The 25,097-nt window shown below is 62.7% G+C and carries 16 protein-coding genes; all 16 read right to left on the reverse strand.

Going from position 1 to position 25,097, the window contains the following annotated elements; translation table 11 throughout:
* Window positions 1-76: 76 nt before the first annotated feature.
* The 16 genes from ACZ9C1_RS11105 to ACZ9C1_RS11180 all read right to left on the reverse strand — a co-directional run bounded on the left by ACZ9C1_RS11105 (window position 77) and on the right by ACZ9C1_RS11180 (window position 25,039).
* A complete protein-coding gene (locus ACZ9C1_RS11105; RefSeq protein ID WP_476253975.1) occupies window positions 77-3,586 on the reverse strand; it encodes a glycosyltransferase in 3,510 nt (1,169 codons plus the stop codon).
* A 69-nt stretch (window positions 3,587-3,655) separates the two neighbouring features.
* Window positions 3,656-4,717 (reverse strand): NAD-dependent epimerase/dehydratase family protein, encoded by a 1,062-nt coding sequence (locus tag ACZ9C1_RS11110; protein ID WP_457378507.1) that lies wholly within the window; start codon window positions 4,715-4,717, stop codon window positions 3,656-3,658.
* The gene (locus tag ACZ9C1_RS11115; RefSeq protein WP_457378508.1) at window positions 4,714-5,589 is read right to left on the reverse strand and encodes a class I SAM-dependent methyltransferase; all 876 of its coding nucleotides are present in this window, start codon (window positions 5,587-5,589) and stop codon (window positions 4,714-4,716) included. The genes ACZ9C1_RS11110 and ACZ9C1_RS11115 overlap by 4 nt, the downstream gene beginning before the upstream one ends.
* The gene (locus ACZ9C1_RS11120; protein ID WP_476253976.1) at window positions 5,583-6,413 is read right to left on the reverse strand and encodes an SDR family oxidoreductase; all 831 of its coding nucleotides are present in this window, start codon (window positions 6,411-6,413) and stop codon (window positions 5,583-5,585) included. Before ACZ9C1_RS11120 ends, ACZ9C1_RS11115 begins: the two co-directional genes overlap by 7 nt.
* On the reverse strand, window positions 6,406-7,461 hold the full coding sequence (locus tag ACZ9C1_RS11125) for a Gfo/Idh/MocA family protein (protein WP_277505253.1): 1,056 nt from the start codon (window positions 7,459-7,461) through the stop codon (window positions 6,406-6,408). Before ACZ9C1_RS11125 ends, ACZ9C1_RS11120 begins: the two co-directional genes overlap by 8 nt.
* Entirely contained in the window at window positions 7,458-8,345 is an 888-nt protein-coding gene (locus ACZ9C1_RS11130; RefSeq protein WP_102683056.1) for a sugar phosphate isomerase/epimerase family protein, read from the reverse strand. Before ACZ9C1_RS11130 ends, ACZ9C1_RS11125 begins: the two co-directional genes overlap by 4 nt.
* A 1-nt stretch (window position 8,346) precedes the next feature.
* Window positions 8,347-10,134 (reverse strand): thiamine pyrophosphate-binding protein, encoded by a 1,788-nt coding sequence (locus ACZ9C1_RS11135; RefSeq protein ID WP_476253977.1) that lies wholly within the window; start codon window positions 10,132-10,134, stop codon window positions 8,347-8,349.
* Window positions 10,135-10,141: 7 nt separating this feature from the next.
* Entirely contained in the window at window positions 10,142-11,338 is a 1,197-nt protein-coding gene (locus ACZ9C1_RS11140) for an FkbM family methyltransferase (RefSeq protein WP_476253978.1), read from the reverse strand.
* A gap of 10 nt (window positions 11,339-11,348) precedes the next feature.
* On the reverse strand, window positions 11,349-13,244 hold the full coding sequence (locus ACZ9C1_RS11145; protein WP_476253979.1) for an N-acetylneuraminate synthase family protein: 1,896 nt from the start codon (window positions 13,242-13,244) through the stop codon (window positions 11,349-11,351).
* Window positions 13,241-14,605, reverse strand: coding sequence for a GHMP family kinase ATP-binding protein (locus ACZ9C1_RS11150; protein ID WP_277505259.1), 1,365 nt, complete (start codon window positions 14,603-14,605; stop codon window positions 13,241-13,243). The genes ACZ9C1_RS11145 and ACZ9C1_RS11150 overlap by 4 nt, the downstream gene beginning before the upstream one ends.
* Complete coding sequence (locus ACZ9C1_RS11155) at window positions 14,602-15,297, reverse strand: sugar phosphate nucleotidyltransferase (RefSeq protein ID WP_277505261.1); 696 nt, start codon at window positions 15,295-15,297, stop codon at window positions 14,602-14,604. Before ACZ9C1_RS11155 ends, ACZ9C1_RS11150 begins: the two co-directional genes overlap by 4 nt.
* Entirely contained in the window at window positions 15,297-16,619 is a 1,323-nt protein-coding gene (gene rfbH / locus ACZ9C1_RS11160) for a lipopolysaccharide biosynthesis protein RfbH (protein WP_277505262.1), read from the reverse strand. Before rfbH ends, ACZ9C1_RS11155 begins: the two co-directional genes overlap by 1 nt.
* Window positions 16,616-17,689 (reverse strand): CDP-glucose 4,6-dehydratase, encoded by a 1,074-nt coding sequence (gene rfbG / locus ACZ9C1_RS11165; RefSeq protein WP_277505264.1) that lies wholly within the window; start codon window positions 17,687-17,689, stop codon window positions 16,616-16,618. Before rfbG ends, rfbH begins: the two co-directional genes overlap by 4 nt.
* Window positions 17,671-18,441, reverse strand: a complete 771-nt coding sequence (gene rfbF / locus ACZ9C1_RS11170; RefSeq protein ID WP_102683063.1) for a glucose-1-phosphate cytidylyltransferase — start codon at window positions 18,439-18,441, stop codon at window positions 17,671-17,673. The genes rfbG and rfbF overlap by 19 nt, the downstream gene beginning before the upstream one ends.
* 252 nt (window positions 18,442-18,693) lie before the next feature.
* Window positions 18,694-21,411, reverse strand: coding sequence for a glycosyltransferase (locus ACZ9C1_RS11175; RefSeq protein WP_476253980.1), 2,718 nt, complete (start codon window positions 21,409-21,411; stop codon window positions 18,694-18,696).
* Between the two features lie 55 nt (window positions 21,412-21,466).
* Window positions 21,467-25,039 carry a glycosyltransferase gene (locus tag ACZ9C1_RS11180; RefSeq protein ID WP_457378513.1) on the reverse strand — a complete coding sequence of 1,191 codons (3,573 nt, stop codon included), beginning with the start codon at window positions 25,037-25,039 and terminating at the stop codon, window positions 21,467-21,469.
* Window positions 25,040-25,097: the final 58 nt, after the last annotated feature.

Raw genomic sequence — 25,097 nt, forward strand, 5'->3', positions numbered from 1 at the left:
TGCGCGTTTCGACTGCCAAGTCACGGTTATACGACCAAACGGCCGGGCACGGCAACGCCGCGCCCCTTTTCAGTCGTCAGTCAGGCTGCCAGGCAGCATGCCATTGCATCAGCGCCTGCCCCTCAAGAAGCCCGTTTGCCATGACCGCCTCACGCAGGGCATCCCCCAGCATGGCACACGCGTCTGGATCGGACAGATGCAACCTGATGGCATCCAGCCATGCCTGTGCCGTGTTGGCCACCCGCTTGAACGGATACGCGCCATACTCCTGATAACTGCGCACGTCGCTGCAGATCACCGGCACACCGCAGGCGCCCAGCTGCAACAGGCGCACATCGTCCCTGCAGTCGTTGATCAGGGACGCTTCGCGAGGCAACAGCGCCAAGTCGAGGTCGAGCCCGGCGAGCAGCGCCGGGAACGCCGCCTCCACCACCACGGGCTGGAACTGCCGGATGCAACCGCGCAGCTCTTCCGGGCAATGGCCGTAGAACACCCAGTCCACTTCATCGGCCAACTGCTTGATCACATCCAGTACAGACGCGAGATCGGCATCGCCAGCAGCATCTGCAATCCACCCGACCCTCGGTCGCGGCGAAACCTTACGCCGGCTGGAAAGCCCGCGCCAAAGGTGCGCCGGCAGGCGCGTCGGCAGTACCTGCAGGTCAGCATGCAGCCCCATGTACAGTTCGGCCATCGCAGGCGTGGCGACAATGAACCGATCAACCTGTGCCAGCCCGCGGCGCAAGTGGTCGGGCATATCCTTGGCTCGCATCAGGCGGCTGTCGCGCAGGGGCGGCGCCAGCCATTCACCCAGGTCGAACACTTTGAAGGCATTCGAAAAGGTTCGCATCCGTGCCATTGCAGCCAAGCGCGCCTCGCTCAGATGCTGCTGCATGACGATCACATCCGGGTTGACCCGTTCAAGCTCGACAACCGACAACGGCTCCAACGCCACCATGCCATCGACAGCCCCGCTGGCGCGCAAGCTATCGAACGGGTGCAGACCACGCAGTGCGGATATCGGACGCACCCCATCCGGGTAAACGATGACCTTGGCCTGGGAAGTGCCCTGGACATTCAACTCACGGATCAAGGGCCTTTTGCGTGCAGAAAAGCCGCCCTTGCCTTTGAGCGAGAAGTTGCAGTTGTAGGCAGGGTCGCTTGCCAACGCGGGCAGCCAGCGCCGGTACATGGCCAGCTCTTCATCGTCGCTTGGCGCATCGACTTGCGGCGGGTCGACAATCAACTGGACCCAAGGCGTGCAGATGTTCAGGTAGCCCGCTTGCTGAAGTTTCAGGCACAGGTCGACAGCGACCCAACGATCGAACAAGGGGTCCTCGTCGAAACCGCCCGCCTGAAGAAACAGATCGCGACGCAGCGCCAGGCAGTGGTGACTCAGCGCCGAAACGCAATGCGCAAGCTCCAGACGATGCATGTAGCCAGCGTCCTGATGCCCAAGCCCCTCGAACGCGGCCCCCGCCACCCCCTCTAGCCCCAGCACCATGCCCGCACTGAAAATGTCGCCTGCCGGTGTCAGCAGCTTGCCGCCCACCGCCCCTACTTCCGGGCGCCGGGCGTGCTCCAGAAGCAGGCCTAACCAGTCCTGCCCAAGTTCCGTCGTGGCGCCTTCCAGCCAGACCAGATACTCACCGCTGGCCTGCTGGGCAGCCTGGTTGCACAGGTACACCCAGGGCAGACCCGCCTTGAACGACAGGACACGCAATAGCCCACCTGCAATCTGTTCAACGGCCGCGAGCCAGGCGTGAACCTCTTCGTCGAGGTCGGTAGGTGCAATCAGCAGCACCTCCAGCACTTCATGGCGAGTGCGTTCCAGCAGCGAAGTGATGCAACGTTGGAACTGCGTCAATGTTCCTCGCAGCGGTATGAGAATGCTTACCGAGGCCTGCGAGGCCTGGCCATAGGCGATGCGGTAGCGCCCTGAAGGCAGGGTCGTCACCTTCCCCAGATCATAGCCACGGGCGTTGAGATGCCGAGCAATAGCGGCCTGCTCGTGAGGGCACGCCTGGCGTTGCGCCAAATCCTTGACCAGCAAGGGCGTAGCCACATGAGCAACGCAACCAAGGCCAAAATGCTCGATCAGGCGCAGCTGGTAGTCAAGTTCGAAGGCTTGCCCATAAGCGCCATCGAAACCGCCCATTTGCAGCAACGCGTCCTGGCGCAACAACCAGTGCCCACCGAGCCCGCCCGGGTCTCCCAGCAACAGGTCAAGGTTCAGATCGGGGCGCAGCACCTCGCCAAGGCTGCCATCCGCGGCGCGACTGACCTCATCGGCATACAGCGCCACACATTCATCGGGCAGCACCGCCAGCTCACGACCGATGACCAGCAACGCATCATGACTAAAGACCACCCCCGCCCGCACGATCAACTGCCAGCGCGCCGTCGACCGCTGCACCAGGGCATTGACTACACTGGCCGTCTGGTTGCCGTCCCAGAACACATGCTCCACGCCAGGCACCACCTGCGAGGGGGCAAGCACCGTCACCTGAAGCGTATCGAGCGGGCAGCCCTCCAGGCTTTGCAGCGTACGAGCCAATGCTGCAGAGCCAACAGCGCCATCAGCGAGCACCCGTATGTCGAGAGTTGCCGTTGCCGGGCGCAGGCTGGCATCGGTCGATGCCAAACGTCGCTGCGCCATGCTGTGGCGCCCCTGCAGCCAGGCAGGCAGCGAGCGCGCAGGGGCCGTCGCCAGTAGCATGCGCGCAGCTGCCTGGGTCGTTTCGATAAAGCGATCCAGAGCCTCCCAAAACTCACGCTGCTGCATCAACAGGCGCTCACGCAGCATGCCAATCGTGCTTCTGGCCCGCTCGAGCTCATCCGGCTCAAGGCTCCAGGCTACGCCATGGCTTTTGCTTTCGTGCTGGGCAATCTTGTTGGGTGCCCAGCGGCTCGGCAGAACCACAGCCAGGCAACCACACAGCACAGCCTCGGCGGCCAGCCCCGAGGACTCACCGCAGTAGAAGTACTCGCACTGCTGGAACAAATCGCTCAGTGCCTCCCAGCTGTCTGGCCAGTGCGGCGTGATCTCGACAGCGTCTGCCGGCAGCAGTGACGGATCGATCGTGGCCTGCTGGCTACGCCCCAGGTAGTAGCAAACTTTGCCCGCAACCCGCTTGCTGGGGTCATCGCTGGGACGGAAAACGCTCAGATCGAACGCCGGGAGGAACATCACGCGGTCGGCCGGCATGCCTGGCTGCACCAGGTCACGGGTGTAGGCATAAAAGATGTCGTTATCGCCGAAATCTGCGGTGGTTCTGATGAACCCTGGCTGATTCAGCAGATAGCGCACCACGATATTGGCGTTCAAGGGGTTGCCGTCGATGACCTCTGGGTAAACGGCAATGGGCTCCAGCCCCAACGCTTCATGGCGGCGCTTGATGTCGTCACTGAGAAAGGGCGTCACCAATTCTGGCTGGCCTTGGACAGTGACAATGTAGGCCTCCTGGCCAGAACGGTTCAGCGCGTCGCAGAGCATGTGCAAAACGCGAATGCCTGCAGAGCTGCGCCGGTATTCCGACACATAGATGTAATAGGGCTGAGGCCGCCTGGAAAAGAGTTCACGCATCAGCGTCACACCTTGAGCAAGAAATGGAAGGTCGCCGGGGCTACAGCCCCGGATCGATGGCACTGAAGCTCAGGCCGAACGCGGCAGTGCACGGGCCCAACGGGCCATGCTGTCGATGCAGCCGTCCAGCGAAGTCCAGGTTTGCAGCCCCAGTGCCTTGGCACGGTTTGTATCGGGCACGTAGAAAGAGCGCGCTGCGCCCTCTGGCCGCCCCAGGATGCGCAGCGGCTTGTGCGGCGCGACACGGGCAATGACCCGCGCAGCCAGCTCGGCGATAGTCACTGGCTGGTCGGAGCCGACGTTGTAGGCCTGCCCAGGTTCGCCGCGCACCAGCAACAGCAGTAGCCAAGCAGCCAGGTCGGCACCATGCAGGTAGCTGCGCACAGCCTCGCCGCTTGAATTGAGTACGATTTCGTCGGCGAACAGGGCATCGCGCACAAAGTTGCCGATAGCGAAGTGTGCATCCAGTGGCAGGCCGGGGCCTGCAAAAGCAAAGCAGCGGGTCATCACTACCGGCAGGCCATGGGCCTGGGCATACAGGGCGGCCAGGGTTTCCTGCGCCCGCTTGCCTTCACCGTACGCGCTGCCGGCCTGGTTGCTTGGGCAGGCACCGGCATGCTGCTCTGGCACCCCACGGTCACTGGGCAAGTCGCCGTACTGGGCGCCAGAGCCTGTAATTAGCACGCGCTCGCAACCGCTTTGCACAGCCAGGTCAAACACCCGACGGGCGCCTTCGACAATTGTTTCGAACAACGCCAAGGGCTGCGCATGAGCAGCGGCCGAAGTATCTGCTGCTGCATGCACGATCAACTGCGCAGGCCGCCCGGGCAGCGCGCCCAAGCGGCGAATGTCGGTGACCTGCCAACGCAGCCAGGCACATTCGCGATAGCCCGGCATTGCCGCCAGGAAAGCAGCCGGATCCCGCGAGACCAGCGTCACCTCGATGTCAGCCCCTACGCGGTTGAGCTGATTGACCAGCGCCAGCAGCCAGCGCCCGAAGAAGCCGGTTCCCCCGGTCACCAACAAGTGCTTGCCGGCCAACGCTTCATGCAACTCAGCCAGCACGGGCAGGCGCCGTAGCTCCTCGCCAACCTGGCCATCGCTACGCGGGTCGAACGCCTCGAACATCATGCCAACCTCGCCAGCACGCCCATCACCTCGGCTTTGCGCCAGCCGAGGTCAACCGGCAACAGGTGGCTATCGACCACCCTCAGCCCGGCACCCTCTACCAGCCGATGGAGTGCTTGCTGGGTAAAGAAGTTGATGTGTTCGTGCCAGTGCTTCTTGGCCCTGGCGAGGGTCAGGCTATCCGGATGCTCGCGCATCAGCGCCTCATGAGGCACTTCGAGATAAAGCAAAGTGTCGCGACCCATCGCTGGGAGGATCTGCTCGAGGAGCGACCTTGGCGATGAGACATGTTCCAGCACCTGGCAGCATGTCACCAGATCGTAGCGGCCACGCACCAATTGGTCCGGGCTGATCGACTCAGCCCCATCGGCCAGCTCTACCGCCGATATGTCATGCACGTGCAGCAGCGAATGCTGCCCCCGGAACGGCGTGTTCAGGCCGCTGCCACCTCCCCAGTCGAGCACCGCAGGCTGCCTGGGGACATGCCTTGCCAGCCAGTGCTCGACGTCGGCGATATAGTCCTCACGCCCGTGGTAATGCTCGGCCACGGCGGCATAGCCGGGTTCGTAGTGGTCGCGCTGACGGGTGTAGGCTTCGTCCCGATAACCTGCATACAACGCGGCCATCTGCGTATCCGTGAAGCGGTAGTCGAGAAACAGCGCGCCACACACCTGGCACTGCACCGAATTGCACAGGGTGTAGGCCATGCCAACACGCAGGTCGCGCAGGCCCCATTCGGTAGTGATCTCGACAGGGTCGTGATCAAAGACCCGCTTGGCCACGAAGGGCATCAGCACCGCGCCGGACTTGTCCAACTGCTCGCTGGCACAACAGATGCAGGCGCGGGCAATGAAGTCCCCAGGCGAGGTCACCATGTGCTGCGCCCCCCGTCGACCACCAGGTTCGTACCGTTCATGTAAGTGCTGGCATCCGAGCACAGGAAGGCTATCGCCCCCCGGTACTCGTCAGCCTCGGCCATGCGCCCCAGCGGAATGAGCTGGGTCAGGCGGCTGAGAAACACATCGTTCTGCCCAGCGAAAACACCCCCTGGAGACAAGGCGTTGCAACGTACGCCCTGCTCGCACCAGTAAGTGGCCAGGTACTTGGTCAGGCCAATCAGGCCATGCTTGACCACCGAGTAGGTCACAGGCTTCACCGGCTGGTTGTCCGCCTCACGGCCATCGACACGGTACAGACGCTGGTCCGGCGCAATGACGCCAAGATCAGAGGCAATGTTGATGATCACCCCACGCCCTTGGCTCGCCATCTGGCTGCCAAATACCTTGGCGCAATTGAACGCGCCCCCCAACCCCACGTCGATATCCAGGCGCCACTGCTCCCAGGGAAAATGCTCAAGCCGTGAGAAATCCTGGCCGTCGGTGTTTTCGACCTTTGGGTTGCGAGCGGCATTGTTGATCAGGATATCGACCTTGCCGAACGCGGCCTGCACTTGATCGGCGGCATCTTTCACGGCAGCCAGGTCGGTGATGTCGGCGACCAGGGCAAGGGGCTTGCAGGGATAGGTTTCCTGAAGTTTCGCGGCATTGCGCTCAAGGCCAGCAGCGTCGATATCCAGCAAAACTGGCGTGCCGCCCAGACCGGCAATGGTGGCGGCATGCTGGTAACCCAGCAAGCCGGCACCACCGGTGATCACTGCCACGCGGCCGCTCAGATCAAACAGTGCCTGCACGTCATTCATCGACCTGAACCTCATCAAGGCGGATTTCGCGCTGATCCTTCAGCGAGCGCAGGGCAGCCAGAGCCAGGCGCAGGCTCTGCAAGCCATCATGCAAGTCCACGACCGGCCGCTCGCCACTGGCCACGCATTCCAGGAAATGCCCGGCCTGGGCAAGGAACATGTCGTTGCGCGCAAAACCTTCAAAGGCATCCTGCTCGCACAACTCACCCTGGGTGTCATACACCCGCAGGCGGTTGGCCAGCAGGTCCATCTCAGCCACACCGGCATCGCCTGCGATCTTGAACACACGCACCGGCGGCCGCTGCAGGTAGTCCTGATGCAGCATCACCGGGAAGCGCCCGGCGGAACTCTCATAACGCAGCAACGAAGACACACTGTCTTCGACGTCGATTTCCAGGCCACTCAACTGGCCGCCATGGCTGGTGATACTCTGCGGCAGCCCGAAGAACCAATAGAGCAAGTCCATTTCATGGATCTGCGAAAGCACCACGCCGCCACCTTGGTCGGCACGGGCCGCATACATCTGCCGGTAATCTTCATAACGATGCCAATTGGGCAAGTACTCGCCGATTTCGGCACGCACACTGATCAGGCGACCGAAGAAGCCGCTGTCGAGCAAGGCTTTCATGCGCTGCAGGCCAGGGTGGAAGCGGAACTGGTAGCCCACGTGGAACACCAGGCGGCGCTGGCGAACCTCCTCCAGCAACTCGGCCACACCGTGCAGGTCGCTGGCCAGGGGCTTTTCCATGAATACCGGTACGTTGGCCTTGACGCAGGCCAGCGCTACCGGTACGTGCAGCGCATTTGGGTTGCAGATGAACGCAGCGTCCGGCGCCACCGCCAGCGCCGCGTCCAGGTCCCGGTGCACGGTGATTCCGTAGTCGGTTTCCAGGTCGGCGCCTTCATCGATGGTCAGGTTGTCGCGCAGCTTGATCTTCTGGCCACGTACTCGATAGGCGTGCACCTCAAGGCGCTCGCCCAGCAACTGGCGCAGGTTGCGCAAATGACGCTGGCCGATCCCACCCAGGCCACAGAACAGCACTTTCACAGGTTTGCTCCCTTTTTCTCGCTCAAGGCGTTGCCACGCAGCCACTCACAGGCAAGCGTCGCCATCTGCGCCAGCCAGCGCACTTCATCACCCGGCTCACCGCGTGCCACCTGCAGCACGAAATCGCCGCGGTAGTCATAACGGCGCAGTTGTTCGAGCAGCTCGGCAAAATCAGCATCCCCCTGCCCCAGGGGCACGGTAGTACTGCCCTGGCGCCGGTCCTTGATGTGGAAACTGCCAATGCGCTTGCCGTAGGCAGCAAACTCATCTGCCGGGCGGAACCCCAGCGATGCACTGTTGCCCGCGTCGTAGTTCACCCACACCATCGGGTGGTCCAGACGTGCCAGGAATGCCGCAAAATCCTGAGGCCCCAGGTCGGTCTCCAGGTGCAGTTCCACCCCAAAGCGCTCGGCTTCGGGCAGCACTTTGGTCAGCGCCTTGACGACCTGCTCGCACTCATCCACGGTACGCATGCTGGAAGCATCGACAAACGGCAATACCACGCGGGTAACGCCCATTTCCGGGCAGATGCCCAACAGCCACTGCAGGCGTTCAAGCAACTGCTGATGCTCGGCTTCGCTGCAGCGCAGCAGCGGGCGATCCATGAAGTAATCGGCGCAGATCGATACCACCGAAACCTCGTGGGCGTTCAGCGCCTGGCGCAGTTGCTCGCGGCCTTCCGGGGTTTCCAGCGGGTTGGCCCCTTCGCCATACAGGTCGTAGATCCACTCGATACCACGCAGCCCGGCTTTGCGAGCATTCTCGATTTCGCGCATCCAGCCATCGCGGGGGAAGGACTGGAAGCGCCCGCCCTCGGGCGCCCCCAACCGGCCTTGCATGGTGTACAGGCCGGCGTCGGCGTACTGGCTCAGGTAATCGCTCATGTCATTGCTCCACCATCGGAATCAGCATGTTGGCCTGCAACTCTTCTGGCTCAAGGAAGGGGAACAAGTCCTCCAATGGCCTTGAGACCATCGCGCCGTTCTGGCCGATGCGCGAAGTCACCCGTGGACCGATGGCCTGGTCAGGTTCGACCATCAGTTCGCAGAGCACCGGGCCTTCCTGGGCCAATACCTTGTCCAGGCTGGCACGCAAGTCATCCTCACCGGTGATACGCACGGTCGCCAGGCCAAAGGCGGCAGCCAGGGCGCTGATATCCGGCAGGGTCAGCCCCGAGTCCGGATCACAGCCGATGGTTTCCTTGAAGTACCCGCCCTGGGATGCGCGGATCGAAGCGTAACCGTTGTTGTTGAGGATGAAGTACTTGATCGGCAGGCGCAGGCGGCGTACCACTTCAAGCTCCTGAATGTTCATGACGAAACCACCGTCACCATCCACCGAAATGGTCCGCCGCCGTCCGCTGCCCAGGCAGCCGCCAATGGACGCTGGCAGGCCATAGCCCATCGAACCGAGGCCGCCTGTGGCCACCGCGCGCTGGCCACGCTTGAGGCGCACGGCCAGCCAGAAGGTGTCCAGCGCCGCACCGGAGCTACCCGGAATGATCTGGTCGCCTTCGGCCATGGCTGCCGACAGGGTTTCAGCAAACACATAGGTATTTACGTAAGGGCTCGGCTTACGGTACTCCGGCAGCACCACCGGGTAGCTGTGCTTCCACGCCGTGCAACGCTCGATCCAGGCAGGATAGGCATGGTCTCCCTGCGCGGTGGCCTGGCTCAGGCCGTCGATGAACGCCTTGGCATCGCAGACGAAGCGCTCGTCAGGCATATCACCGAGCTTGTCGATTTCGGCCGCATCGATGTCTACCACCACGATGTCGGCAGCACGGGCGAAATGCGCGCGGTTGAAACCGGTGATGGAGAAATCCATGCGGCAACCGATGGCCAGTACCAGGTCGGCATTCTGCACAGTGAAGTTGGCCCCACGGGCGGCAACCGTACCACAACGCCCGAAGTAGAGCGGGTGATCGAATTCCAGCAGGTCGGCACCGATCCAGGTGGTCAGGGTCGGAATACCCAGTTGCTCGACCAGCTGACGCAGGCTGGTTTCAGCCGAGGCACAGTGCACACCATTGCCAACCAGCAGTACCGGGCGCTGTGCCTCTTTCAAACGCTGAGCCAAACGCTGCAACGCAGCCGCGTCGGGCAAGTGGGCGTCATCTTCGGGCGGCTCGAAGCCTTCCAACTGGCCAGGGTCGATCTCGGTAGCCTGAACATCCAGGGGCACATCCAGCCACACCGGGCCTTTGCGCCCGTTCAGCATCAGGTAGGCAGCCTTTTCCAGCTCGTACCGCACGCGCAGGGGGTCGAGCAGGCACACAGCGTACTTGCTCAGCGGGCTGACCACGCTGACGATATCCAGCTCCTGGGTCCCCAACTGGCGCAGGCCAGTCTCGCCCTTGAGATCGGCACGCTTGACCTGGCCCGACACGAAGAACATCGGCGTGGATTCGAACCAGCCACCGGCCAGGCCGGTAATAGCGTTGGTGGCCCCAGGGCCGGAGGTGACCAGGCAGGCGCCGAAGCGCCCCGAGGTACGGGCATAGCCTTCGGCAGCGATGGCCGCGCCTTGCTCGTGAAGCATGCTGACCGCACTGAGACGCGGCTGGCGCAGCAAGGCATTGTTCAGGTGCATGGCACCACCGCCAGGCAGGAAGAACACATGCCCGATGCCCTGGTCGGCGATGAACTGGAAGATATAGTCGGCAACGCGCATGGGGGCTTTACTCGGCACGATTCAAAGTGGGAAGACGGTCGGCAGGCACGGCGTACAGCACCAGGTCCCAGCCTTCTGCCAGGTGCGGCCCGAGGCTGAAGTGGTAGCCCGGGTAGTAACCGTGCAGTTGCAGCAAGATGCTCCAAAGGTGGTCTTGCTCGTGGTACACGCATACGGCGATGAGCGGCTGGCGCTCGCTGATCAGGCGCTTGCCGCCAGCCAGGCACTGCGGTTCGAACCCTTCGATATCGATCTTGATGAACGTCGGGGCGGCGATGGTTTCGGCCAGCTCATCGAGGGTCGTCACCTGCACGCGCTCACTGCCGCTGCCAACACGGGCAGCAGGGCCACCAGTGGCTTCCATGAAGATTTCACCGCTGCTGTCGCCGACAGCCTTCTGGTGGGCATGGAAGCGCTCGCTGCCTTCCAATGCCGCCAGCGTGGCACGCAACGCCGCGTGGTTGGCCGACGATGGCTCGAACGAATGAATCTGGCTGAACGGGCGGCCGCTATGCAGATACCCTTCAACAGAATCGCCATTGAACGCGCCAATGTCGTAGACCACCTCGTCAGCCCTGGTGTTGCTGAACGCTGCATCGAAGTAGATCGCGCGTGGCGAAGCAGGCGGCAGCAGGTCGTAGTCGAGGAACAGACGCCATTGCACGTGATCGACGAACAACTGGCGCGAAGCGTCGTCGCCCAGCAAGGCATAAGCCTGGCGAATGCGCTCGGCTTGGGCAACCACCTTTTCCGGGAGGTCCAGCGAATAGTGCGGCAGGAAGCTCTCGTGGTAACGCCATGCCAGGTGCCCGAACAGCGCGATGCGTTGGAAGCCCAAGGCCAGCAAGGGCTCAAGGCGATCCTGCATGCGATCGGTCGCTTCGCCGCACCAGATAGTGGCGATCATGCCTGGCAGTTCGCCCTGGTGCTGCGCCACGTAGTCTGCTGGCTTGAACACCGGGACGCCCTGAACCTCGCTGCCCCAGAGAGCCGGATTGTTGTCGATGAACGCCTCGGGGCGCAGCCCCATGCCTTGCAGGACCTTGACAGCCTTGCGCCCCAGGTTGCCGGCGCCAAACAGGATGAAGGGCTTGTCCAGGCCGCCGAGCAGGTGATCAAGCGTTTCGTGCTGGCGCTGGCGGATGGCTTCCACGGGCTCGCTCAGCAAGCGCTCCAGGCGGTCGTTCAGATGTTCAACAGTCATCAATGGCGCCTCACAATGATTCGAGGAAACGCAACGCCGACCAGAAGCCGGCACCGTGGTCCTTGTGGCCCTGCCAGACTTCAGGGATGAAGCTGGCATGGGTGTTTTGTGCAATCTGTGCCCAACTGGCAGGCCAATCGATGTCGCCGGTGCCCATCAGCACACCTTCACCGTTGGTGCCCTTGGCATCGGCCACATGCAAGTGCGCCGAGTACGGCAGCAGCTCGCGCAGCGCAACCTGGAAGTCGAGGCCGAAGTGGAAACAGGTCATCTGCAGGTGGGACAAGTCCAGGCACAGGCGCAAGCCATGGGTGCGTGCCTGCTCGGCCAGCTCGTCGGGCATCATGAAGATGTTCTGGTGACGCTGGCCACCGAAGTGCCAAGGGAACGGCGCCATGTTCTGCGGGATCAATTCGGTCCCGGCAAAGTCGACCCGCGCACAGGCCTCGTGGAAGCGCTCGTAAAGCTCGCCACGCATGGCCAGCGGTCGCGGCTGGTCGGCAGAGAAACCTCCGATGTTGGCGACGATCAACCGGGCATCGGCGTGGGGGAAGAACTCACCAATCTGCAAGGTGGCATCCACCACCCGCTGCAGATTGTCGATCGAGCGCTGACGATACGCCGGGTCATCGGCCACCAGGTCCAGCAGTTCGCTGTTCTCGAACAGCTCCGGGGCGTGGACGACCAGCCGCGAACACTCGGTGCGCGCCAGGAAAGGCGCCGGTGCCAGGCTCAGGTCACGGTACGAGAGATGGAACTCGAACAGGTCGGGGGTAATGCGGCGATGATAATCGGCGAAGTCGTGGTAGCGAACTGGTACGCCCCAGCGTACGGGGAGGTTGAACGTCAAAGGCTGGCTCGCCTGCTGCTCTTGCAGGTCGCTGTCAAACAGGAAATCGCCTTGGCTGATATCACGGTTTGCCGGTTTGCCCAGCAGCTCTTCGAGGCGATACGGCGCCAGGCCCTGGCCGGGGCTGGCCACCCGCAGCATATCGGCGCTGATGAGGGTGCCTCGGCTGATATCGCGGGCAGCGATGACGCTTTTAGCCAGGTTCTCGCGGTTGAGCAATTCACCCTGGCTGGCATGACGCCCAGGCCCTTGCCACGGCAAGGCCAGTTGCAGTTGGCGAACACCGTCGACCAGTTGGCGGAACTCGGTCGGCTCAAGGCTGGCCAGGTGGTCCGGCCCTTCCATGTCGCGATCCAGGGTGATGTGCCGCTCCACCAGCTTTGCACCCAGCGCCACAGCGCCCAGGGTGATTGCAATGCCTCGCTCATGGCCGGAGTAGCCAACCAACCCGTGCAGCTCCTGCAAACGGCGCAGATAGCCCAGCTGAATATCGGACTCCGGTGCCGGGTAGGCGCTGTTGCAATGCAGCAGCGCGAATGGCGTGCCGAGCGCGTTGAGCTGCTCGATTGCACGGATGATTTCGTGCTCGAACGACATGCCGGTGGACAGAATCAACGGCTTGCCCAGGCTGGCGGCCTTGGCGATGAGATACGGGTTGCACAGGTCGGCCGATGCGATTTTCAGCGCCGCCACATCGAAGGTCGCCAGCGCATCGACACTGGGCTCGTCCCAGGGCGTGCACAGGTAGGTAATGCCCTTCTGGGCGCAGTAGTCACGCACCTGGCGGTGCTCGTCCAAACTCAGCTCGACCTTGTCCAGCAGGTCCTGGATGTACTCGACGCCCAGGTCTTCGGCTCGCGAGCCATCAGCCTTGCGTCGGTACAGGGCTTCACGGTTGCGCAACTGGAACTTGACGCAGTCGGCACCGGCTTCGATGGAGGCATCGACCAGGCGCAGGGCCAGCTCCAGGGAGCCGTTGTGGTTGTTGCCCACCTCGGCGATGACATAGACGTGCTCGCCGCCCAGCGGGGTGCCGTCAAGAAGAATGGGGGTCATTGGATTTTCGCTCGCCATGAGGTTACGCCGCTGGATTCAAATCGGAAATTCTGGGTTTCGCAGCCAAGCTCGGACAACACGCGGATCACCCGTTGGCGCAGCTGTGGCTGGACATAGAACAGGAAGAAGCCGCCGCCGCCTGCGCCCAGCAACTTGCCTCCCACCGCGCCAGCGGCAATGGCCGCTTCATAGATATCGTCGAGCCGACCGTGGCTGATCGCGGTTGAGAAGCGCTTCTTGAGGCGCCAGGCCTCATCAAGGCAAACCCCAACACCGCGCAGTTCGCCACGGATAAGGTGGCGATGCATCCGCCGGCACAACGCCACGCTGGCGTGCAGCAGTTCGGTTTGCGAGTCCTGGGCTTCAATCTCTTCGCGCTGCTGTTCGTGCAGGCGCCCCGAATCGTGGGAGATGCCGGTATTGCACAGCAGCAGGCACGATTCGAATTCGTTGCGGATCGCGTCTTCCAGGCGAATCGGGTGCACCAGGTTGCGCTGGTTCTCGAACTCGATCAGGTTGAAACCGCCGAACGCGGAGGCGTACTGATCCTGCCAGCCCCCCGCGATGCCAAAGCACAGGCGCTCGGCCTGGAAGGCAAGCTCAGCGATCTCGTAGGTGCTCCAGCGGTCCTGGCGCAGCTCGTTGAACACTGCAATGGTCGCCGTGGTGGCCGCCGAAGACCCGCCAAGGCCAGAGCCCACCGGGAAGTCCGAACGCAGGAACAGGTCAAACCCGTAGTCAGGCTTGATCACCGCAATGATGGTGGCCAGCAGGCTTTTCTCAGGGGCTGCCAACAGGTCAGCCAGCGAATGGAAGTGCTCCTCGCGCCCCAGGTCTTCAGCATGAATGCTGATCTGCTGGTCCTTGCGTGGCACCAGCGTGGCATGGGCATACAAACCGACCGTGCAACTGAGCACCGCCGCCGGGTGGTCGATGAAGAAATAGGTAAGGTCGGTACCGCCTCCACAGAAGCTCATGCGCACCGGCGCTCGAGCCCGCGCCAGCACCGGCACCTCGGCACTTGCGGCCAACTGGCGGGTGTAGACTTCAGCCAGGCGCTGCTCAGCATCTACCCCTGGGATGGCAATGTAGCCAAGGTCGAACAGTTTCAGCAGCTCTTCTCGCGAAGTGCCGACAGCTACCGCCCTGAACTGGCGGTTCATGCAGGTAGTGACGGGGGCGTCGGTCTGCCCCCCCTGCAGCAGGTGTCGACGCACATCACCATTGGTCACCACACCCACCAGGCAACCGCCATCGTCGACAACGAAGGCGATCTGCAAGGCACCCGCCTCGATATGTTCGATGGCATCGAGAATGCTGCGCCGCGCGCTGATGCTCAGGGTCTGGACGAGTGAGTTCATGGTGCAGTGCCCCCCTGGAATTCACTGGCATAACGGGCGAACGACTCCGGCGTGCCGATATCGATGAAGCGCCCCTCGTATTCACCTACGCCCACCGTTGCCCGTTGCAGCAGCGAGGGCAGCAGGTCGCGCTCCAGTGAACATGCCTGCACGGTGGCACCGGCAAATGCCGTGGCAACAAAGGCGTAAACCCCCGCGTTGATCAGGCCCGGGCCAGCCGGCCCTTTTTCTTCTATCGCACGCAAGCCACCTTCGCTGTCGAGCGCCAGGCTACCGTAGCGGCTGCGGTCAGCGACCTTGACCCCGACCACACAATTGCCGTCGGCCTGCAGCGCCTGGCGATAGGCCGGCGCATCCAGGTAGGTATCGGCGTTGAGCACCAGATAACGGGCCTGCGCGGGCTGCTCCTGCAATGCATTGAGCAACGCCCCACCGGTGCCCAGTGGCTGGGCTTCGACCACCAGATGCAGCGACAGGCCACTGGCCGTTGCCAACACGCTGAGGTGCTCGGCCATCTGGTCGGCACGAAAATGTGCGCACAGCACCGCCTCGGTCACGCCCGCCTGCGCCAACTGGCACAGGACCGCCTGCAGAAACGGTGCGCCATGCACCGGCACCAGGGCTTTCTGACCGCCCTGGGTCACACTCTGCAGGCGCGTGCCAAAGCCGCCACACAGCACGTAGGCGCGCATCAGCGCAGTCTCCGCACGTAGCTTTCGATGCTGCTTGCCGCGTGCTCCAGGTGCGCCTCGCCCAAACCCGGCCACAGGCCGATCCAGAACGTGTCCTTCATGACCTTGTCGGTCACGCTCAGGTCACTGGCTACCCGGTATTGCTGGTCTTTCATGTACGGCTGGCGGGTCAGGTTGCCAGCAAACAGCAAGCGTGTGCCGACATTCTGCGCATCGAGGTGGCGCAACAGGTCCAGGCGTTCTACGCCACAGCCATCGCGCAGGGTCAACGGGAAACCGAACCACGAGGGGTCGCTGTCGGGGGTGGCGTGGGGCAGGATCAGTTGCTCGGTGCACCCGGCCAGGCGATCGCTGAGCCAGGCGAAGTTACGCTTGCGCGCGGCGATGAAGTCATCCACCCGGTCCATCTGCGCCAGCGCGCAGGCAGCCTGCATGTCGGTGATCTTCAGGTTGTAGCCCAGGTGCGAATAGGTGTACTTGTGATCATACCCCTGGGGCAGGTCGCCGAGTTGCCAGCAGAAACGCTTGTGGCAGGTATTGTCTTCGCCTGGGCCACAATAGCAGTCGCGCCCCCAGTCCCGGAACGACTCGACGATACGCTTGAGCAGCGGCGAATCGGTGAACACCGCCCCACCCTCCCCCATGGTGATGTGGTGCGCGGGATAGAAACTGAGCGTGCCAAGGTCACCAAAGCTGCCGACCTGACGGCCATCGTAGGTGGCACCCAGGGCATCGCAGCAATCCTCGATCAACCACAACCCGTAGCGGTCACACAGCTCCCGCACGACCTTGAGGTTGAACGGGTTACCCAGGGTGTGAGCGAGCATGATCGCCTTGGTGCGCGGGCCGATCGCGGCTTCAATCAAGTCCGGGTTGATGTTGTAGGTGCCCATCTCGATATCGACGAACACCGGCACCGCACCGAACTGCAGGATCGGGTTGACCGTGGTGGGGAAGCCCGCAGCTACGCCGATGACCTCATCGCCCTTCATGATCGCCCGGTCGCCCAATCGTGGCGAGGTCAGGGCCGAGAACGCCAACAGGTTGGCGGAAGAGCCGGAGTTGGCCGTCAGCACGCCGCGCCGTCCAAGGTAGCGCGCCAGGCGCTTTTCGAACGCCTGGTTGAAGCGCCCAGTGGTCAGCCAGCCATCGAGCACCGCCTCGGTCATGGCCTGAAGCTCGGGCGCTCCGATAACCTTGCCCGATGGCGGCACGGCATGCTGCCCTGGCACGAACGATGGCGCGGTGAGCTCAAGCTCGGCATAACGGCCTACGAGCTCGGCAATTTGCTGACGCAACTGCTGCGCCGTTTGATCAGTCATTGGATTTCGCCTTCATGAGCCGCGATCTGCGCGCGGCTGTAGTGCTGCATGTCTTGGCCATCGCGCCAGGCACGATGCCATTCAAGGGTCTGGTGCAAGGCTTGCTGCAACCCCCAGACCGGGCGCCAGCCCAATAGCTGGCGGGCCCTGGAGGAGTCAAGGGTGAGCAGGCCGGCCTCGTGCGGCTGCGCAAGTGCCTCTACCGACCAGCGCGCCTCGCCTGGCCACAACGAGGCCATGGTCTGTACCACCTCGCCGACGGTGGCGGTGCCTTCGCTGTCGGGGCCGAAGTTCCACGCCCGAGCCATGGCCTGGCCTTGCTCCACCAGCGCCTGAGCCAGCAGCAGATAGCCCTGCAACGGGTCAAGCACGTGCTGCCAGGGACGCACCGCGCCCGGATAGCGCAGCACCAGCGACTCATTGGCATCCCAGGCACGCAGGATGTCGGGCAGCAGGCGATCGGCCGACCAGTCGCCGCCGCCGATCACGTTGCCAGCACGGACCGTTGCCAGTGCAACACCACGCTCGCGCAAGAATGAATCGCGCCACGAGGCGCACAGCAGCTCGACACAGGCTTTGCTGCTGCTGTAGGGGTCATGCCCGCCAAGGGCATCCTGCTCGCGATAGGGCCACTGCCATTCACGGTTTTCGTAGCACTTGTCACTGGTCACCACCAGTACCGCTTGCACGCTGTCGCACTGACGCACCGCCTCAAGCAGGTTCAGGGTACCGGTCACATTGGTCGCATAGGTTTCGGCCGGAGTGCGGTAGGACTCACGCACCAACGGCTGTGCAGCAAGGTGCAGCACCACATCCGGACGGAACGCCGCCAGGCTGCGCGCCAACTGTGCCGCGTCACGGATGTCCGCAAACTCGCCAGCCATCCGCTCGCTCAATCCCAGGCAGTCATGCAACGCCGGCGATGTGCCCGGCGCCAGGGAGTAGCCATACACCTGGGCGCCCAGCTCGCTCAGCCACAACCCCAGCCAACCGCCCTTGAAGCCGCTGTGCCCGGTCAAGAAGACCCGACGCCCGCTCCAGAAGCTGCGGCTTACGACCATACCCGCCATTGCGCCTCTCCCGACTTCCAGCGCTCTTCCAGGTAATTGCGATCACGCAGGGTGTCCATCGCCTGCCAGAATCCACGGTGGGTATGGCTCATCAGCTGGCCGCTCTGGGCCAGCGCGCGCATCGGCTCATATTCCCAGGTGGTGTCGTCGCCCTCGATGAAATCGAAAATGCCAGGCTCAAGTACAAAGAAGCCACCATTGATCCAGCCACCGTCACCCAATGGTTTTTCCTGGAAACCATGCACCTGCTCGCCACGCACGTCGAGTGCGCCATAGCGCCCTGGTGGTTGCACGGCCGTGACCGTCGATAGCTTGCCGTGATGCTTGTGGAAGTCGACCAGTGCGCCGATGTCGACATTGGCCACGCCATCGCCATAAGTCAGGCAGAAGGTCTCGTCGCCCACATAGTCGCGCACACGCTTGATCCGCCCGCCAGTCGCGGTGTTCTCGCCGGTATCCACCAAGGTTACGCGCCAGGGCTCGGCGTTGCGGTTGTGGATATGCATACGGTTTTCCGACATGTCGAAGGTGACATCGGACATGTGCAGGAAATAGTTGGCGAAGTATTCCTTGATCACGTAGCCCTTGTAACCGAGGCAGATCACGAAGTCGTTGATCCCGTAGTGCGAGTAGATCTTCATGATGTGCCAGATGATGGGCTTGCCGCCGATCTCGATCATTGGCTTGGGACGAAGATGGGACTCTTCGCTGATGCGTGTACCCAGGCCGCCGGCCAGGATGACTGTTTTCATTGTCGACTTACCTTGAGAGGCCGCTGCCCCGGACGGGCTGACAAAATACTGACCAATTCAGCAACTTGGGCTTTCAAAGCAAAAAGATTGCCAATTTCGCAAGCGCTCGGTTACGCCAGTGTTTTTGGCTCATTTGGGCGATGGGCGGGAAGTGCGGACCGCACGGCAAGGCATGACGCATGCGGAAGGGAAAGGGGGGGCAAAGCAGGGTTGCGACGACTGGCGCCGCAACCCGTCAATAAATCGCCTGACTTACCGAGCTTGGCGGGCCTGCTCGAGCCAGGCCATGGCGGGGGCCTGCAGGCTGCGGCCGCTGAACGCCGACGGCCAACGAGTCTGCAGGTCAAGCGCCAGGCGCTCGCCCAGCACCGGCTGCGCGCTCACCTGCAACTGCGCCTGAGGCGTCCACACCACAAGTTGCCCGGCTTGCGCGGCTGCAAGGCACAGATCAAGGTCCGCCCCCTCCGCCATCTGCAGGCCGCCACAATGGGCGAAGACATCCTGACGCACCATCAGGCAATCTGCCGAGACGGCCGCACAACCACGCACGGCCTCTGGCCAACGGGCAATGCGGCACTCCTCTGCCGACAGCCCCTGCCATGGCGCTACCACCTGCGGACCTTCCAGAAGGGCGTATCCGCCATGTGCCAGGGTGCCATCGGGCGCATACAAGGCCGCCCCGGTTACCCCCACCTCGGGGCGCTGCGCTTCATTGAGCAACCCTTCGATCCAGGCAGGCGCGATTACCTGGCATTGCGCCGAGAGCAGCACCAGGTACTCGCCCCGCGCCTGCTCCGCCGCCTGGTTCAGCCAGGCATTGCGCGACACGCCAGGCTCGCCCACCAGCACCTGGACACGTCCACCCAGGTGCTGCAAGGCACCCACTTCCTCTTCAGCGCATACCACCAGCACTTCGTAACGAGGGTATCGCGTACGCTGCAGCACGCTGGTCAGGCATGCGTCGAGCTGGGCATGATCACCTGTGCTGGCGAGCAGAATGCTCACCATCGGCGTTGCCGCATGTCGGAAATCGATACGCTGCCCTTCGCCTTGCTGCTCGCTCAACTGGGCACGATAGCCCAACTGGGCGAGATGACGATTGAGCGCCCCTTGGGATGCCTGCATCAACGCCGCCGAGGCCTGCTGCGCGACAACCAGATAGTCATCCAGGTGCGCCATGCAGCCAACGCCGTGCGACTCGACAAGACGCAGCAACAGGTCGAACTCCAGTGCCTGCTGGTGAGCCTCACTGTAACCTCCCAGCTCGATGACTGCCTGGCGGCGCAGCAACCAGTGCCGGGACATCAGGCCAGGCTGGCTGCGCAACAGGTTCAGATCCGCACCGGGGCGCACCACCGCGTGCAACCGCCCCTCCTCGTCTCGCTGTACCTCATTGGCACAGATCGCCTGACAGGCAGGCGACTCGGCCAACTCCACCAGCAAGTGCAGCAACCCACCGGCCTGCAGTTCGTCGCCGGCCTGCAGGAGCATCAGCCATTCGCTCGGCAACTGGCGTACCACCTGGTTCAGGTGCGCCAACCAGTTACCGTCGTTGACCTGAACGAAGTGCAAGGTGTCGCGCGCCGTAGTGATGACCGGAGGCTTGCCCCCCTTGAGCACTACCAGTTTGAAGTCACGGATACCGCTGGCCAGGAGACTGTCGAAGGTGGCTTGCAACGCCGCGTCGTCGTTCTTCAGGTCCAGCACCACGAACGCAATCTGCCCTGCGGGGTGAGCGGACAGGTACTTCAGCACCTGCTCGCGTGCTGCAGTGTCCGGTGTCGCCTGCGCCAGGCTTGCCAGCAACTGCCCGGAAGCGGTGGCCTGCAGCCGCGGCTGAAGGTCGATACCCGACACCTGCTGCAAGCGCTCCAGCCAATTGCGCATTTCGCGGACCTGATCACTATCGTGCTCTGCCCCCATCGATTCCACGAGCTTGTGGCAGAGCTGCGGATCGAACAAGCCGAGCGCCAACGCCTGCATGTAACGTAACTGAAGGCTTGCAGGCGTGTCATTAGGATGTACTTGCACCAGGTCCCGCTGACGCACCCAACTCCCTTCCAGCGCCGCATGCTGCGCCTTGCCTGCCGGCAACGCATGGCAAAGAAACTCCAGCGCCACCAGCTGAGTGAACAGGGCGCTGTTGTAGTAAGGCATCTCGACGTACTGGCGGGGCTCGAAAAGCCGCTCCGGGTCATCGATCACGCTGGTCCAGGTGGAGGTGAACAGCAAAGGTGCGTCACCCTGGTCGTAAGTCTCACGAACAAAGCGATGGAGCACGGCGAACTCCGCGTCGCCAACGCACAACGCCTCCCCTTGGGCATCCCGCTGGCGCAGGTCGAACAGCGCCCGGTTCAGGCGCTCCTCGCGCTGCACCTGCTCGCGACCCTCAGTCTGCATTGCGCACAGCACATCGGTCTGCTCGAGGGCAGCAACCTCTCCCTGAGCGAGGATCGCATAAGACAACCCAAGGCAAAAATCAGCCAGATCGGCATCAGCCGGCGCCTGCATCAGGGCAGCCTGCAGGGCTGGCAGGCGCGTGACTGCACGCCACGCCTGACGGCCGGCAAGGCCATACTGGCGCAGGCGGGTCAGCCCTCCCTCACCTTCCCGCGCAGGCATCGCACCACCCAGCTTGTGGTAGGTCAGTTGGGCATTACCCACATCGAAACCCAGGGCATGGCCCTGAGCTGCACAAACCTGGGGTTGCTCGCCCAGGCAAGTGGCAGCACGCTGCAAGGCCGGCGGCAGCGCGAAGTCAGCCTCATGGGTGAGCACCACGTAGGGCGTAGTGACCTGTTGCAGCAACCGCACAAGGTGCTCGCGGTAATGCTGCAACGCGTCGAGCGCCAGGCACGGGACACCGGCCCGCTGGTAATGATGGCGCGCACGGGCCCGGTAGTCCGCCAGCCCCTGCCCCAGCAGTATGACAGTCACCTCGGTGCATGGTGCGGTTGTGATTTCGGCCATAGCGCCCTCTTCAAAAATTTCGTTTTGCAGCCCGGGTATCGGGCTGCTACCAGACTCAGTCCGCCAACCAGGCATTGGCCCAATGCTGCAGGTGGTGCGATGTCAATAAGTAGTCTCGCAGCACCACCTCACGCAGGGCATCACCCTGTCGATAGCTGGCCTGCGGATCGGCGAGGTGCATGCGAATCGCCTCCAGCCACTGCGCCGTACTGTTGTCTTTCACCCGCGTACACGGCAGGTAGCCCGCATAGGCTTTGGTGTCGGTGCAGATCACCGGGAAACCGCAAGCACCGTACTCCAGCAGGCGAAGGTTGCTCTTGCAGTCGTTGAACAGATTCTGCTCAAGCGGCGCCAGCGCGAGATCAAGATTCAGGCTGGCCAGTTTGCGCGGGTATTCGGCGAACGAAATCCCCGGGTGAAACTCCTTGATGTAGGGCCGCAGCATTTCCGGACACATACCAAAGAACACCCAGTCCACTTCATTGGCCAGGGTCTTGATGACCTCCAGCAGCAACTCGAGGTCACCGCGATGACTGGTTCCGCCGGCCCAACCGACACGCGGCCTGGCGCTGGTCTGGCGCTCGCTGGCCAGGCCCGTCCACAAGGAAGCCGAGAGCATGTTGGGAACGATCCTGATGTCATGGTGCATGCTCGAAAGCGCATCGGCCAACGGCTCGGTGGACACCACGACCCGATCGCACAAGCCTACGCCCTCGCTGACCAGCTCGCGGATGTTGGTCGGCAAGTTGCGCACATGGTCGTTCTTCTGCGATGGCTCGATCACATAGTCATCGAGTTCGTAGATGCGCCGGGCATTCGAGTAACGCTTGAGCTGGCTCAACTCCCTGATACTGTGCGGCATGTAGCGACATTGCAGGATAAGCACATCAGGCTTCTCCCGCTCCAGCTCGATCAGGCCAGGCGTGCTGTAGTTGATACGCCCCTGAATCCAGCCGCGTTGTTCCAGCTCTGTGAACGGCTGAACCACGCGATAGTGACCAATGGCCGAGGTATTGCTCGGCAACCCAAGCACCGAAGGCATGGCACGGGCCATGAACGGGTCCCACCCTGCGCGCAACCCAGGCTCGAAGTTGAAGTTCGCAAGCTTCAGGCTCAAGTTCCGGTTGTAGGCCGGGTCCCAGGCAATCCAGGGCAACCAGCGGTCAAAAAAGACGTCACCATCGCAAGATCCGGGTTGCGCCACTTGCGCGTCCGGCACCGCCGACGGGAACTTGACCACCCTGGAAAATGGTGTCCAGACAACCAGATACCCCTTTTCACGTGCTCTCAGGCACAGGTCTGCATCGAACAGGGACGCCTGCAAGGCTGCCGTATCCAGGCCGCCCAACTCGGCAAACAGTTCACTGCGCACAACCAGGCAATCGAGGCTCAAGGCGCTCCAGTTCTGGACCATGCCCAAGCGGTTCATGTAGCTGTCGGCATTCACCCCACAGCCAACGAACGCACTGCCGACCAGGCCGTTGAGTCCCAGCACGAGGCCCGCAGAAACAACGTTGCCATCATTGGAAAAGAGCTTGGGGCCTACCACGCCGACTTCCGGACGCTGGGCGTGCTGCATCAACTCCTGCAGCCATTGCCGGTCGAACAACACGCAGTCGCTGTCGAGCAACAACAGATAGTCGCCGCGCGCCTGCTGGCTGGCAAGGTTCAGGCCGGATGCCCGGCCGTGGCCGGCCACCTGAACCACACGCAACTGATCGCTACCCATGCCAGCCATTGCCGACAGCCAGGCAAGCACATCAACCGGCGTCTGCTCGTCCGCCACCAGCAACACTTCGAAGCTACCATAGGCGGTATTGGCCAGCAGCGACTCGACGCAACGGGTCAACAGCGGCAGCGACGCCCCGACATGGATCAGGATAGATACGCTCGCAGCATGGTCGTGCTGGTAGGTGACACGGGACACCATACCCCCCGCGATTGCGTCCACCTGTGCCCCGACCCCAAGGCGCTGCAGATGCGCCTGCACCACACCGACAGCCTGCTCTCGCCACTGTTCATCACCCAGCCAGTCGGCGTAAGTGTGCTTGCAATGAACCAGCACCTCGGCAATGTGCTCCACGGCCTGCAGCCCCTGCTGCTCGACCACACGCCACAACAGGTCATGTGGCGCAAGTGCGGCGAAACGCTCATCAAAACCACCCAAGGCACGCAACGTCGAACATCTGAAGGCCAACATCCGCCCCACATAGGGCAGGCTACGCATCAGGTCGAGGTTGAAATCAGGCTTCAGGATCGGGTGGGAAGGCGCCAGACCATCATGGCTACCTTCGTCGCTGTACAAGCAGGCACATTCGGCACGCAGCGCCATACGCTCAGCCATGATCACCAGCGCGTGAGGATGCAGTCGATCACCGGCACGCAGCAGGTAGACCCACTCTGCCTGATCGTTAGCGTCAAGCCATTGCTCAAGCTCGGCAAACCCATGCCCACGCGGTCGGATGAACTGCACTTCTGTCGCCAGCCCTTCGACATCCGCAGCAGCGACCACCAGGATGCGACTCGCCGCATAGGACTGCACTGCCAGGCTATCCAAAGTGGTACGCAATGCGTCCTCTTCGCCCTCGCTGCACGACACGACGACAACGATACGCGGCATGGCAGGCCATTGCTCCAGACGCTTGGGCAGCAAGCGCACCTGGCCAGGCGACAGCTCACGGTGCGCGAGCCACTGCTCATACAGCTCGGTGAAATCAAGGCTGTAAGTACCGACTTGCTGGTTGTAGTTGGCCATCTGCTTGGAAAAAGCGGCTCGCATGTCCACCTCTTCCCACGTCTGCCCCTCCCCTCCCGCATAAGAGGCCAGCGGAAGGTAACGCACCCAACCTGCAGAGGGCGCCGCCTCGCCTGTACGGGCCGCAAGCATCTGGCGCAGCCACTCGGTTTCGACCTTGGCCGCCTCGATGATGGTGGACTGATGACTCAGGCGCCCGGGGTAAACGCGCTCAAGGCTGAGAATCTGCTCAAGGCTGCACAAATCGCCACGGCGCAGCAGGCAGCTGAAAAGTGCCAGATCAAGGCGCGCTACGAAGCCTTGGCCATCCTGCACCAGCGTAGGCAGGTACTCCTCGACCTGTGCCCTGCGAAACAACGCATGGCTGATACCACCAAACAGGTTGGGGACGTTATCGGCGATGCTGTCGAGCAGGTCAGTCCCTTTGAGTACCGCGCTTTCGGGCGAGATGATGAAGTTGAGCGGGCGCGATGGCAGGAGCACATCGTCTGCGGCGCAGATCAGCCGCTGGCCCGTAACCATGCTGACCCCCGGCCGGCCTTCCATTGCCTTGACCTGCAAGCTGATGCAATACCCAAGCAACGTATCGTCATCGCAAAGGAACTTGATGAAGTCTCCAGACGAGCGCTCCAGACACGCCATCAGGTTGCAGGCAAATCCAAGCCTGCGAGGGTTGCGCACGTAATGCAGGGGCTTACTCGAACCCTCACCCAGCTCCTGGCAGATCGCCTCGATTTCACCTCCAGCACTGTCATCGCAGACCACGATTTCCAGATTGGGATAATCTTGGGTCAACGCGCTGTTCAGCGTGGTGCGGAAGAAGTCGGGGTTGAACGCTGGGATGGCGATACTGACGAGGGGTTGTGCGTTCACAGAAAGTCACTCAAGCGATGGTTCGAATTGCCAGGCAGGTCCGCAAGGCCAGGGCACG

The sequence above is a fragment of the Pseudomonas sp. TE21435 genome, from assembly GCF_056279265.1.

Coding starts and splice junctions, on each gene's coding strand:
- ACZ9C1_RS11105 (WP_476253975.1), bottom strand. CDS start 3,586: ATGCGTGAACTCTTTTCCAGGCGGCCTCAGCCCTATTACATCTATGTG.
- ACZ9C1_RS11110 (WP_457378507.1), bottom strand. CDS start 4,717: ATGATGTTCGAGGCGTTCGACCCGCGTAGCGATGGCCAGGTTGGCGAG.
- ACZ9C1_RS11115 (WP_457378508.1), bottom strand. CDS start 5,589: ATGGTGACCTCGCCTGGGGACTTCATTGCCCGCGCCTGCATCTGTTGT.
- ACZ9C1_RS11120 (WP_476253976.1), bottom strand. CDS start 6,413: ATGAATGACGTGCAGGCACTGTTTGATCTGAGCGGCCGCGTGGCAGTG.
- ACZ9C1_RS11130 (WP_102683056.1), bottom strand. CDS start 8,345: ATGAGCGATTACCTGAGCCAGTACGCCGACGCCGGCCTGTACACCATG.
- ACZ9C1_RS11135 (WP_476253977.1), bottom strand. CDS start 10,134: ATGCGCGTTGCCGACTATATCTTCCAGTTCATCGCCGACCAGGGCATC.
- ACZ9C1_RS11140 (WP_476253978.1), bottom strand. CDS start 11,338: ATGACTGTTGAACATCTGAACGACCGCCTGGAGCGCTTGCTGAGCGAG.
- ACZ9C1_RS11145 (WP_476253979.1), bottom strand. CDS start 13,244: ATGACCCCCATTCTTCTTGACGGCACCCCGCTGGGCGGCGAGCACGTC.
- ACZ9C1_RS11150 (WP_277505259.1), bottom strand. CDS start 14,605: ATGAACTCACTCGTCCAGACCCTGAGCATCAGCGCGCGGCGCAGCATT.
- ACZ9C1_RS11155 (WP_277505261.1), bottom strand. CDS start 15,297: ATGCGCGCCTACGTGCTGTGTGGCGGCTTTGGCACGCGCCTGCAGAGT.
- rfbH (WP_277505262.1), bottom strand. CDS start 16,619: ATGACTGATCAAACGGCGCAGCAGTTGCGTCAGCAAATTGCCGAGCTC.
- rfbG (WP_277505264.1), bottom strand. CDS start 17,689: ATGGCGGGTATGGTCGTAAGCCGCAGCTTCTGGAGCGGGCGTCGGGTC.
- rfbF (WP_102683063.1), bottom strand. CDS start 18,441: ATGAAAACAGTCATCCTGGCCGGCGGCCTGGGTACACGCATCAGCGAA.
- ACZ9C1_RS11175 (WP_476253980.1), bottom strand. CDS start 21,411: ATGGCCGAAATCACAACCGCACCATGCACCGAGGTGACTGTCATACTG.